The 12,390-nt window shown below is 62.3% G+C and carries 10 protein-coding genes and 1 pseudogene; 5 read left to right on the forward strand and 6 right to left on the reverse strand.

Annotated elements, in window-relative coordinates; genetic code table 11:
• Positions 1–192: 192 nt before the first annotated feature.
• The 4 genes from NPS29_RS25465 to NPS29_RS25480 form a co-directional block, all read right to left on the reverse strand.
• Positions 193–1,122 carry a FecR domain-containing protein gene (locus tag NPS29_RS25465; RefSeq protein WP_274136012.1) on the reverse strand — a complete coding sequence of 310 codons (930 nt, stop codon included), beginning with the start codon at positions 1,120–1,122 and terminating at the stop codon, positions 193–195.
• On the reverse strand, positions 1,119–1,661 hold the full coding sequence (locus NPS29_RS25470; protein ID WP_274136013.1) for a sigma-70 family RNA polymerase sigma factor: 543 nt from the start codon (positions 1,659–1,661) through the stop codon (positions 1,119–1,121). Before NPS29_RS25470 ends, NPS29_RS25465 begins: the two co-directional genes overlap by 4 nt.
• A gap of 199 nt (positions 1,662–1,860) precedes the next feature.
• Positions 1,861–2,514 (reverse strand): oxygen-insensitive NAD(P)H nitroreductase, encoded by a 654-nt coding sequence (nfsB, locus tag NPS29_RS25475; RefSeq protein WP_274136015.1) that lies wholly within the window; start codon positions 2,512–2,514, stop codon positions 1,861–1,863.
• Positions 2,515–2,623: 109 nt separating this feature from the next.
• A complete protein-coding gene (locus tag NPS29_RS25480) occupies positions 2,624–3,631 on the reverse strand; it encodes a zinc-binding alcohol dehydrogenase family protein (RefSeq protein WP_274136017.1) in 1,008 nt (335 codons plus the stop codon).
• A gap of 115 nt (positions 3,632–3,746) precedes the next feature.
• On the opposite strand from NPS29_RS25480, the gene NPS29_RS25485 reads away from it, so the two are divergent.
• Positions 3,747–4,652, forward strand: coding sequence for a LysR family transcriptional regulator (locus NPS29_RS25485; protein ID WP_274136019.1), 906 nt, complete (start codon positions 3,747–3,749; stop codon positions 4,650–4,652).
• A 141-nt stretch (positions 4,653–4,793) separates the two neighbouring features.
• Here the strand turns inward: NPS29_RS25485 and NPS29_RS25490 are convergent.
• Positions 4,794–6,579, reverse strand: a pseudogene (locus tag NPS29_RS25490) (IlvD/Edd family dehydratase).
• 168 nt (positions 6,580–6,747) lie between these two features.
• Positions 6,748–7,929: a fumarylacetoacetate hydrolase family protein gene (locus NPS29_RS25495; RefSeq protein WP_274136021.1), complete on the reverse strand. Its 1,182-nt coding sequence runs from the start codon at positions 7,927–7,929 to the stop codon at positions 6,748–6,750.
• Positions 7,930–8,048: 119 nt separating this feature from the next.
• Here NPS29_RS25495 and NPS29_RS25500 point away from each other — a divergent pair, with 119 nt between their 5' ends.
• From NPS29_RS25500 to NPS29_RS25515, 4 genes are all read left to right on the forward strand, one after another.
• Positions 8,049–8,990, forward strand: coding sequence for a LysR family transcriptional regulator (locus tag NPS29_RS25500; protein WP_274136023.1), 942 nt, complete (start codon positions 8,049–8,051; stop codon positions 8,988–8,990).
• Between the two features lie 132 nt (positions 8,991–9,122).
• Complete coding sequence (locus tag NPS29_RS25505) at positions 9,123–10,508, forward strand: MFS transporter (protein ID WP_274136025.1); 1,386 nt, start codon at positions 9,123–9,125, stop codon at positions 10,506–10,508.
• A gap of 126 nt (positions 10,509–10,634) precedes the next feature.
• Complete coding sequence (locus NPS29_RS25510) at positions 10,635–11,387, forward strand: maleate cis-trans isomerase family protein (RefSeq protein ID WP_274136027.1); 753 nt, start codon at positions 10,635–10,637, stop codon at positions 11,385–11,387.
• Between the two features lie 58 nt (positions 11,388–11,445).
• Positions 11,446–12,327, forward strand: a complete 882-nt coding sequence (locus NPS29_RS25515; protein ID WP_274136028.1) for a LysR family transcriptional regulator — start codon at positions 11,446–11,448, stop codon at positions 12,325–12,327.
• The last annotated feature ends 63 nt before the right edge of the window (positions 12,328–12,390 follow it).

Here is a 12,390-nt window from a genome sequence, read left to right on the forward strand (position 1 = left end):
TGTCCAACGAGACCGAAAAAGCGATATAGGCAATATGAAAAAACTCGAGGGATGTGCGTATTTCCTGTAGGAGTGAGCTTGCTCGCGATGGCGTCCGTTCGGATGCTTTGTAGATGTCTGACACTCCGCTATCGCGAGCAAGCTCACTCCTACAGGGTTGTGCATAACTTGGCAGTTGCGATGACTTCAAGATCACGCCAACTCGACGCTGACCCACCAATCGCCAAACCGGTTGATGCGCAGGGGCATGGTCTGCTCCAGCGCACTGAGGGCTCGATTGCTGTGGTCCAGCGAGAACCCGCCGGACACCCGCAAGCGCGCGGCCTGCGGGCTGACCCTAAGGATCCCTTTGCGATAAGGGCGAAACGCGTCGAGCACCTCACCCAGAGACCAGTCGACCACGTTCAGCCAGCCATCCTGCCAGCTGGCTTCACCGCTGCGGTTAGCGCCGAGCAGTTCGATGCGGTCGTTGAATTGAGCGCCATGTCCGGCCGGCAGTTGTGTCGTCGCGCCGCTGCGGCTGATGACCGTCACGCTGGATTGATTCACCCAGACGCGGCTTGAGGTTTCACCACAGGCCACCATGAACCGCGCGCCGCTGGCCTGTACGCAGCCAAATTCGGTGAGCACCTGAAGGGGGCGGTCTTCCTGGGCTGCGTCGACGATGATCTTGCCGGCACGCAGGCGCAGTAGGCGCTGGTCTGGATTGAAGTCGACGTCCACCGCGCTTTGCGCATCGAGCACGATACGGCTGCCATCGATCAATGTACGGCTCAGGCGCTCGCCGGTGCCGGTGCGCAGATCCGCGCCGAATTCCGCCAGCGGCATGCCCGGTTGGCTGAGCAGACGACCGCCCAAGCCAATACCCGCAATGGCCAGCGCGCCGCGCAACAGATGACGACGGCTGGGGCGTGGCGCTTGAAGTGTGCGGCGGGCGAGGTTATCCACAGGGGACAGCGTACGCTGCACATGGCCCTGAACCTTTTGCCAGGCTTGCGCGTTGGCCGGGTCGGCGTGCAGCCAGCGCTCGAAGGCGCGGCGCTCGTCGGGCAGGGCGGATTCGTCGCGCAGGCAGGCGGTCCATTCGATGGCTTGTTCGAGGGCGGAGCGCGGCGGGTTCATTGCTCGAACAGCTCGCTGCAGCAAAGGCGCAGGCCCTTGGCGACGTACTGGCGCACGCGGATGGTCGATACGCCGATCATCTGCGCGATGTCGGCGTATTTCATGCCGTCGAGCTGGCTGCACAGAAACGCCGTTCGCGCCCGGGGCGACAGACCGTCGAGCAGGGCGTCGATGGCCATCAGGCTTTCCATGGTCAGCGCGCGTTCTTCGGGGGAGGGCTCGACGGCTTCGGGTTGCGCGGCGAGGGCATCGAGGTACGCGCGCTCCAGATCGCGTCGGCGCCAGGTGTCGTACATCAGGCGTTTGGCGATGGTGGTCAGCAGCGCACGGGGCTCGCGAATCGACTGCGGCGCGGGCATCGCCACCACTTGCACAAAGGTTTCGGCGGCCATGTCGGCGGCATCATGACGACAGCCCAGCCGCGCCCGCAGACGATCCAGCAACCAGCCATGATGATCGCCGAACAACTGCACAAGGATGTGCTGGCGCAGGGCGGCGTTGCCGGGGGCGGGCGAAGCGAGGAGATCGGCGGGCGGCATAACGAAAATAATCGCAACAGGTAATGAGAGCGATTATCAGTTGTTCGGGGTGCCAGCACAACTGCCGGGCGTTTGAGATTTCTGTAGGAGTGAGCTTGCTCGCGATGGCGTCCGTTCAGTTGCCACCTAGCGTCTGGCAGTCAGAAATCGCGAGCAAGCTCACTCCTACAGGGTTGCGTTGATGCCGGGATCGGGGTGATTACAGATGTGTGAATACTGTTTCGGCGGGCAAACGCGACTTGGGCAGCTTGGCGTTGAAGTCCGTCTCGCTGCGATAGCCCAGCGCGACGATCACCAGGCTGGTGAAGCCTTGCTCGCGCAGGCCCAGTTCCGCGTCCAGTTTCTTGAAGTCGAAGCCTTCCATCGGCGTTGCATCCAGGCCCAGCGAAGCAGCGCCCAACAGCAGGGTGCCCAGCGCCAGGTAGGTCTGCTTTTCCATCCAGTGCTGCACGTCCTTGGTGTCGTGCTTGTGCATGTTCACGTAGCCGCGGCGGCTGTTGTCCTGCCCGGCCTTGGCGTCGGCGTTGGGGAAGCGGCCGTCCTGCTCTTCCTGGGCCAGCACGGTTTGCAGGTGCTCTTCGGTCATCTCGGTGCGGGTGCACAGCACGATCACGTGGGAGGCATTGAGGATCTTGCTTTCGTTGTAGGCAAAACCGCCTTCCGCGCCCTTGGCCACGCGCGCCTTGCCTTGCTCGTCCGAGGCGACGATGAAGTGCCACGGCTGCGAATTCACCGACGAAGGGCTGTGGCGCAACTGGTCGAGCAGGGTGTCGATGCTCTCCTGCGGGATCTTGCGGCTGTTGTCGTAGGCTTTGGTGGTGTAGCGGGATTTGGCGAGTGCGGTGAGTTGCACGGGGAATCTCCTGGGTAAAAAGTAACAAGAAAACGATTGGGCGCAGCCGTGAGCCGGCACCGAAAACGGCGCCGATCTTCACATGCAGCAGGTCAGTTGAACAGGCGGATCAGAAGCCTTCGAGCACGATCTTGCCGCGCGCCTTGCCGCTCTCGATCACTGCGTGGGCACGGCGCAGGTTTTGTGCGTTGATGGTGCCGAAGTGCTCGCCGAGGGTAGTTTTCAGCACGCCCTGATCGATCAGCGTCGAGACGCGGTTGAGCAGTTCGTGCTGGGCGATCATGTCCGGGGTTTCGTACAGCGAGCGGGTGAACATCAGTTCCCAGTGCAGCGACAGCGCCTTGCGTTTCATCGGCACCACGTCGAGGGTTTTCGGATCGTCGATCAGCGCCAGCTTGCCCTGCGGGCGCAGGGCGTCGATCAGTTGCGCAAAGTAGCTGTCGGTGTGGGTGAGGCTGGCGACATGGCTGACCTGGCCGACGCCGATCTTTTCCAGTTGCGCCACCAGCGGCTGGCTGTGGTCGATGACGTGGTGCGCGCCGAGGCCTTTGACCCATTCGGCGGTTTCAGGGCGCGAGGCGGTGCCAATGACGGTCAGCTTGGTCAATTGACGGGCCAACTGGACGAGGATCGAGCCCACGCCGCCGCCTGCGCCGATGATCAACAGGCTGTCGCCTTCGCCCGCACCTTCCTGTACCCCCAGGCGGTCGAAGAGCAATTCCCATGCGGTGATCGAGGTCAGGGGCAGCGCCGCCGCGTGGGCGTTGTCGATGGATTCTGGTTTGTGGCCGACGATGCGCTCGTCCACCAGATGGAATTCGCTGTAGTTGCCGGGGCGGGCGATGGAGCCGGCGTAGAACACCTCGTCACCGGCCTTGAACAGGGTGACGTCGCTGCCGGTTTCGCGCACCACGCCGACGGCGTCCCAGCCCACCACTTTCGGTTCGGTGGCGGCCGAGCCGGCGCGAATCTTGGTGTCCACCGGGTTCACCGAAATGGCCCGTACTTCCACCAGCAGGTCGCGCGGACCCGGGGCGGGTTTGGGCAGGTCCATGTCGATCAGAGCCTGTGGATCTTCGATGGGCAGGCCGTGCTGGGTAAAGGCGATGGCTTTCATGGCGTTCTCTCATTGAAGGCTGCGATGGATGTTCAGAAGATGGAGCCATTGTGTTCTTCTCAACTGACAAGAAAAACAGGCAAAATTCGTCAAGACTTTCACCCTTGGAGTGAAAATGATCCGCATCGACGATCTTGCCCTTTTTGTACGTACCGCCGCGCTGGGCAGCTTTTCCAACGCCGCCCGCGAGGTGGACCTGCTGCCCGGGCAGGTGGCTGCAGCGATCAAGCGCCTTGAGCGCGAGCTGGATATCCGCCTGTTCGCCCGCTCGACTCGCAGCCTGCGCCTGACCGCCGAGGGCGAGCAGTACCTGCCCACCGCCCGCAGCGTGCTGGACACCCTGAAAGAAGGCCGGGAAAAACTGCGTCGCGAAAGTGCCGAGTTGCAGGGCACTTTGCAGGTGGCGATGCCATCCGACCTGGGGCGCAATGTGCTGCTGGGCTGGATGACCGAATTTCGCCGGCTGCACCCGGCGCTCAATCTGCGATTGTTCGTGTCCGATCAGGTGGTCAACCTGTTCCGGGATCCGGTGGACGTGGCGATCCGCAGCGGCGTGATCGAAGACGCCAACTACATCGCTTTGCCGCTGGCGCCCTGGAATCGTCGGGTGCTGGTGGCCTCGCCGGATTACCTGGCGCGCAAGGGCCGGCCAATGGAGTCGGAAGATCTGCTGCGCCATGACTGCCTGCAATACATCCTCAACGGCCGTGTTTATGACAAATGGCCGGTGGGCGGGCGAGTGTTCACAGTGTCCGGGCCGCTGATGACTGACGACGCCGATCTGGTCAGGCGCTGGGCGGTGAGCGGTGAGGGGATTGCCTATAAGTCCTGGGTGGATGTGCGCGAAGACGTGCTGGCGGGGCGGCTGGAGTTGCTGCTGTCGGATTACGCAGGCGAGCCTGCCCCGGTCAATCTGGTTTATCCCCACCGCAAGCAGTTTTCCCCTGCGGTGCAGCAGTTGCATTCGATGCTCAAGAGCCGCTTTGCCGAGCTGGAGCAGGGGTTGCCTGGGTTGTTGTGAACACCCCTGTAGGAGTGAGCTTGCTCGCGATTGCTGACTGCCAGACGCCACGAGGCAACTGAAAGGACGCCATCGCGAGCAAGCTCACTCCTACAGGGTTTGCGAATTGCCGGAATCCCGATCCGGCGCGAGAAATCGACGTTAATGGGAATGCCGTGGCTCACCGCTTCGGGCGATCACCCGCAGGTGCAGGGTCGCGGGCTCCAGGCAGCCGCCTGTGGATAACTGGCCCACCAACTGGCGGTACAGCTCTTGCCACGGGGTTTGCGAGGCCGGCATTTTCGGTTCGAACTGCGCCCGGCGTTCGGCCATTTCCTCGTCGCTGACCAGCACGTTCACGCTGCGGTTGTTGAGGTCTACCCGCAGCCGGTCGTTGGTTTTCAACAGCGCCAGGCCACCGCCAACCGCTGCCTCGGGGGACATGTTGAGGATCGACGGGCTGGCCGACGTGCCGCTCTGGCGCCCGTCGCCCAGGCAGGGCAGGGAGTCGATGCCGCGCTTGATGAGTTCGGCCGGAGGCGCCATGTTCACGACTTCCGCGCTGCCCGGATAACCGACGGTGCCTGCGCCACGGATCACCAGGATGCAGCGCTCGTCGATGTCCAGCGACGGGTCGTTGATCCGTGCGTGGTAATCCTCCGGCCCTTCGAACACGATCGCCCGCGCTTCGAAGCTGTTTTCCGCGCCGGGCTCGGACAGGTAGGTCTTGCGAAACGCCTCCCCGACCACCGACATCTTCATGATCGCGCTGTCGAAGAAATTGCCGCTGAGCACGATGAAACCGGCGCGGTGTTTGAGCGGGTCTTCGTAAGGGCGAATCACGTCGGCGTCGTGGGCGACGGCATTGCGCACGATCTCGCCCACGGTCTTGCCCGACACCGAGTGGCAGTCTTCATGCAGCTTGCCGGCCTTTTGCAGCTCATGCATCACCGCCGGAACGCCGCCGGCGCGGTGGAAACCTTCGCCCAGGTATTTGCCCGCAGGCATGCAGTTGACCAGCAGCGGGACGTCCTCGCCGATGCGTTGCCAGTCGTCCAGGCTCAGCTCGACGCCCATGTGCCGGGCGATGGCGATCAGGTGCGGTGGGCAGTTGCTCGATGCGCCCAAAGCCGAGGCCACGGCAATCGCGTTCTCGAAGGCTTCGCGGGTCATGATCTGCGAAGGGCGCACGTCTTCGCGCACCAGGTCGCAGATGCGCTTGCCGGTGAGGTAGGCCATCTGGCCGCGCTCGCGGTAGGCTGCCGGAATGCTCGCGCAGCCGGGCAGCGACATGCCCAAGGCTTCGGCCAGGGCGTTCATCGAAAGCGCCGTGCCCATAGTGTTGCAATGCCCCACCGACGGCGACGCGGCGGTGGTCATTTCCATGAAGCCTTCGTAGTTGATTTCTCCCGCCGAGAGCAGGTTGCGTGCGTGCCAGAGCACGGTGCCGGAGCCGATCAGCTCGCCCTTGTGGCGGCCGTCGAGCATCGGCCCGCCAGACAACACGATGGCCGGCAGGTCGGTGGTGGCGGCGGCCATCAGGCAGGCCGGGGTGGTCTTGTCGCAGCCGGTGGTCAGCACCACGCCGTCCAGCGGATAGCCGTGGAGAATTTCCACCAGGCCCAGGTAGGCAAGGTTGCGGTCCAGTGCGGCGGTGGGGCGGCGGGTCTGCTCGGCCATCGGGTGCACGGGGAATTCCATGGGAATCCCCCCCCGCGTCACGAATCCCTGCCTTCACTCGCTGCGCCAGTTCCAGATGATGACGGTTGCACGGGGCCAGATCGCTGCCGGTCTGGGCGATGCCGATGATCGGGCGGCCCGATTGCAGCTCTTCACGGGTCAGCCCGTAGTTCATGTAGCGCTCGACGTAGAGCGCGGTCATGTCGGCGTGGGTGGGATCGTCGAACCATTGCTGGCTGCGCAGGGGACGTTTCGGTGACTCGGACATGGTTCGGTTTCTCTTGTAATTGGAGTATCTGAAGACGCTGATCCCTGTAGCAGCACGGCTTGCCGGCGGGGCGGTGTGTCAGTCATCGGTATGTCGCCTGACACACCGCTCCCGCCGGCAAGCCGTGCTGCTACGGAACCGCGTCTGGGCGACGCATTGTGGGCGGTATCAGCGCGGCAGCAAGCTTCGCGCCGCCAGGTTGTGAAACAGCGCTCCCACACCGAAGGTCCATGGAGTCGCGCGGCTGCTGTGGGTCACCTCGTTGTGCAGGCTGCCCAGGTGCGGGCTGCTGATGCTGACTGCGTCTCCCAGCTTGTGGGTAAAGCCTGCGCCGAGGTGATCGCGGTCTTCGGTCGGGGCGAACAGGGTGCCCAGGTACAGCAGGAAGCCATCGGGGTATTGGTGATTCTCGTTAAAGGTCTGGGCGACCAAGTCTTCGGGATCACGGCTGATCTGCGACATGGAGCTTGAACCCTCCATCACGTAGCCGTCACTGCCTTTCACTTGCAGGTCGACCACGCAGTTACGCACATCGTCCAGCGAGAACGTCTCGTCGAACAGCCGAATGAACGGGCCGATGGCGCACGAGGCGTTGTTGTCCTTGGCCTTGCTCAGCAGCAGCGCGCTGCGACCTTCGAAGTCGCGCAGGTTGACGTCGTTGCCCAAGGTCGCGCCCTGGATCTGCCCGCGGCTGTTGACCGCCAGCACCACTTCGGGCTCCGGATTGTTCCATTGCGATTTGGGGTGAATGCCGATCCGGCTGCCACTGGTGACCGCCGCCAGCACTGGCGCCTTGGTGAAGATTTCCGCGTCAGGCCCGATGCCGACCTCCAGGTATTGCGACCACATGTTCTGCTCAATCAGCAGCGCCTTGAGCCTGCTCGCCTGTTCGGAGCCCGGCTTGATACTGCGCAGGTTGTCGCCGATGGCGCTGTGCACGATGGCTCGCACGCTTTCAGCCTTGGCCGGATCACCTGCGGCCTGCTCCTCGATCACCCGTTCGATCATGCTGGCGGCGAAGGTCACACCTGCGGCCTTGATGACTTGCAAGTCCGCAGGTGCCAGCAGAAAGGCGCGGCCAAGGTCAGGCTCGGCGGTGGAGTTGGCCAGCAACTCTTCAACGCTGGCGATCAGCGTGCCCTGGGTTTCACGCACGGCCTTGAGCGGCGATGGGGATTCCAGCAGTTCACTCAGGGTGGCGAAGCGCTCGGACAGGTCGAACACCCCGTCGCTGCGCAGGACCACCGGTGAAGGCCCGCCGACCTTGCCGGGCACCCAGGCGCGACCGATCAATGTGCCGTGCAGGCCGTCCACCGGCAGGGTGTTCTGGGGAGTGAGTTCAATGGGCATGGCAATCCTCGAAGGTTCTTGTGCTTTTGCTACCGACCCTAATAAGCGGCGGCGATAAACTCCAATGACATCTGGTCAATTATCGATAACACTGGGTTATCACGATGGAGGCTGCCGCCATGTCCGATATTTCCTTCTCCACGGTCTGTAACTGGCTCAAGTTCAAGCATCTGGTACTGATCGACACTCTGGCGCGTACCCGAAACATGCACGCCGCTGCCCTGCACATGAACCTGAGCCAGCCTGCGGTCAGCAAGATGCTGCGCGAGATCGAGCGCCTGCTGGGCTTCGACCTGTTCGAGCGCCTGCCGCGCAACATGCCGCCGACAGCCTTGGGCGAGCATGTGGTGCGCTATGCGCAGATCGCCCTCAACGACGCCAACAAGTTCGTCGACCAGATCAGCAGCCTGCGCGAGGGCGGGCACGGCTTTCTCAAGGTTGGCGCGATCTTCGCCGCCACGGCTGTGGTGTTGCCCGATGCGCTGGTGCAACTCAAGAAGCGCTGGCCGTTGTTGTCCATCGAGATTGTCGAACAGACCAGCGATCACCTCATGGAAATGCTCGACGACAAGAAGCTGGACCTGGCCGTCGCGCGCTACACCCACGAAAACCAGCAGCAGGTGTATGACTTCCAGATGCTGGCGCCCGAGCCCTTCTGCATGGTGGTCAACAGCCGCCACCCGCTGACGGCGCTGGAGCAAACCCCGCTGGAGGAACTGGGCAACTGGCCGTGGATTCTCTATCCGGTGGGCACGCCGATTCGCGCCCGCATGGAGCAGGCCTTCGCCAAGGCCGGGATCCCCCTTCCGCGCAACACCATCGACACCATCTCGATGCAGACCTTCCTGCAGGTGCTGCAATCCGGCCCGACCATCGCCATGCTGCCGGTGCCCATGGCCCAGGCTCATCTGGACGCAGGCTTGTTGAAAGTGCTCAACACGCCACTGAAACTGGCACCGCAGGAGTACGGAATTCTTACCCGCAAGGGTGAGCCGTTGCTCGGCGCAGCGTCGGAACTGGCCAATATTCTGCTGGCGAACACGCAACATGCCCGACAGTGATTCGATAACCGTTCGTTATCGATCAATGGGAACATGTCATTATTCTTCATCTATCCGTTGTCAGTAACATCCGCTGGTGTTTCGACCCCATAACAACAATACAGGCGCCATCAGGTGCCTGGAGGTCCCACCATGGCAACCGCATCTGATCGCCTGCCCGAATCGTCGGGCACCGGGCAAGCCGGCTTCGAAGATCGTACCTACCGTAAAGTCATCCTGCGCATCCTTCCCGTCCTGCTGCTGTGCTACATGGCGGCTTACCTGGACCGGGTCAACATCGGCTTCGCCAAGCTGGACATGCTCAATGACCTGCAATTCAGCAACACGGTCTACGCACTGGGCGCGAGCATTTTCTTCTGGGGCTATTTCATCTTCGAGGTGCCGAGCAACCTGTTGCTGCATCGCTTCGGCGCGCGGTTCTGGATTGCCCGGATCATGTTCAGTTGGGCCATTGTCTCCATGGCCGTCGCCTTCACCGTGCCCTTGGCGAAGTTTTTCCACATCGAGTCGGAAACCATGTTCTACGTGCTGCGCTTCCTGCTCGGCATCTGTGAGGCTGGGTTCTTCCCAGGCGTCATCCTTTACCTCAACTACTGGTTCCCGACGCGCCGCCAGAGCCGTGTGATGTCCGGTTTCCTGATGGCGATGCCGATCAGTCTGACACTCGGCGGCGTGATTTCCGGCTGGCTGATGACCAAGATGCAGGGTGTGCAAGGCATGGCGGGCTGGCAGTGGCTGCTGATTATCGAAGGCTTGCCGTCGGTGGTCATGGCGATCGTGGTGCTGGCGTTCATGGCCAACAACATCGACTCGGCCAAATGGCTGTCCCCTGAAGAAAAGGCCATGCTCAAGGCCAACCTCCAGCAGGACAACAAAGGCAAGGCGTCGAACCTGCGCGAGGTGTTCTTCAATGGTCGCGTGTGGCTGCTGGTGCTGATTCTGCTGACGTTCAACACCGGTTTCTACGGCCTGGCGTTCTGGATGCCGTCGATCATCAAGAGCGCGGGCATCAGCAACCCGCTGGACATCGGCCTGCTGACCGCCATTCCCTACGGCATCGCCGTCATCGCCATGACCCTCAACGCGCGCCATTCCAACAAAACCGGCGAGCGTCGCCTGCACGCCGCGATTCCCGCGATCATCGGCGGCATCGGCCTGATCCTCAGCGCCTATTTCGCCAACAACGTGGTGCTGTCGATCATCTTCCTCAGCGTCTCGGCTTCCGGCGTGCTGAGCCTGATGCCGATCTACTGGACCCTGCCGGGCACGGTATTGTCCGGCGTCGCGGCGGCGGCGGGCATCGGCATGATCAATGCCATCGGCAACCTGTCAGGCTTCACCGGTTCGATGATTACCGCCGTCGCGGAAAACCTGACCGGCAACATCAATAACGGGACCTATGTGCTGGGCGCCTGTCTGTTCATCAGCGCTGGGCTGATCCTGTCGATTCCGCGCTCTATATTGCAGCGCGAAGAGTCGCCGGCACCTGTGCCGAGCGGTACGCTGTCCAACGCCTGAATACTGATCAGCCTGCCATCGTCATACGCGATGGCAGGCTCGCCAATGCCTGATGTACGCCTTCTTCCTGCACTCCTAACATCGGTCGCACATGACCCGCGCCAGTGGCGCAATGCAGGAGAGCCCATGAAAAACTTCCGGATCGGCCAGATCGTCCCCAGCTCCAACACCACCATGGAAACCGAGATTCCGGCGATGCTGACCTCGCGCTATTCGCTGTTTCCCGAAGAGCGTTTCACCTTCCACTCCTCGCGTATGCGCATGATGCACGTCAGCCCCGAAGAGCTGAAAAAGATGGACATCGACAGCGACCGCTGCGCCTTGGAGCTGAGCGATGCGCGGGTGGATGTCATGGCTTATGCGTGCCTGGTGGCGATCATGTGCCAGGGCGCCGGTTACCACAAAGTCTCGCAGGAGCGGCTGGGCAAGACGGTTGCCGGCAACAAGTCCAGCGCACAGGTGTTGAGCTCGGCCGGTGCGCTGATCGACAGCCTGAACATGCTGAACTACAAGAAGGTGTCGATCATTACCCCTTACATGAAACCGCTGACGCAACAGGTCATCGACTACATCGAAGCGGCGGGGATCGAGGTAGTCGATTCGATCAGCCTGGAAGTTTCCGACAACCTTGAAGTCGGTCGTCTGGACCCGATGAACCTGGTGGCCCACGCCGACAAGTTGAATATCGGACAAGCCGATGGCGTGGTGCTCTCGTGCTGCGTGCAGATGCCCTCGCTGCCTGCGATTCAAGTCGTACAGGATCGGCTGGACAAGCCGGTGCTTTCCGCCTCGGTCGCTACTGTGTACCAGATGCTCAAGACCCTGGGTTTGAAGCCTCAGGTGCCGAACGCCGGTCATGTGTTGTCCGGGGCGTTCTGAGTCGGTGACTGACGAGGTACTATGGCGGCCACTCAGGCCTGCATGCCCGGTACCTCACATGAAGCTCGATCCTGTTTCGCTGCGCCTTTTCGTCAGTGTCGTCGAAGAAGGCACTATCGCGGCCGCCGCCAAGCGCGAACACATCGCGGCGGCGGCGGTGAGCAAGCGGCTCAGCGAGCTGGAAGAGCTGCTCGACTCGCGCCTGCTCAATCGCACCAACAAGGGCATCACGCCGACCGATGCCGGCCTGTCGTTGTTGTTCATGGCCCGCAGCGCGCTGAACAACCTCAACGAGATTGTCGTGCAGATGCGCGACTACTCCCACGGGCGTCGTGGTTCGGTGCAGGTGCTGGCCAACATTTCGGCAATTACCCAGTTCATGCCGGGGCTGATCAAATCCTTCATGGCTCAGTACCCGTTGATTAACGTCGGACTTGAGGAACAGCCGAGCCTGGCGATCACCAAGGCCGTGGCCGAGAACCGCGCCGACATCGGGATTTTCACCCGCCTGCCCCATGGCGCCGACATCGAAGTCTTCCCGTTCCGGAGCGATCAACTGGTGCTGCTGGTGCCCAATGGTCACCCGCTGGCGGGGCGTGAATCGGTCGCTTTTGCCGAGACGCTGGATCATGAATACGTCACGCTGCGAAGCGGTACGCACCTGAATTTCCAGCTGATAAAAGCCGCCAATGACATGGGTCGCTCGTTGAAGATCCGCATGGAGGTGTCGAGTTATGACGCTTTGTGCCTGATGGTTCAGGCGGGTGTCGGGATCGGCATCATGCCCAGGGGCAGCGTCGAGATTTACCGAATGGACAGCGCCACGGTTGTGCCGTTGACCGATGATTGGGCGCGGCGCGAACTCAGCCTGTGCGTCCGGTCCCGGGAAGGGTTGTCGATGGCGGCGGAGTTGTTTCTGGAGCATCTCCTCATAAGCTGATCCAAGCCCCTGTAGCAGCACGGCTTGCCGGCGGGGCGATCTCAGGTACGCCCCCGCCAGATC

Source organism: Pseudomonas putida, assembly GCF_028682175.1.
Lineage (GTDB): Bacteria > Pseudomonadota > Gammaproteobacteria > Pseudomonadales > Pseudomonadaceae > Aquipseudomonas > Aquipseudomonas putida_AD.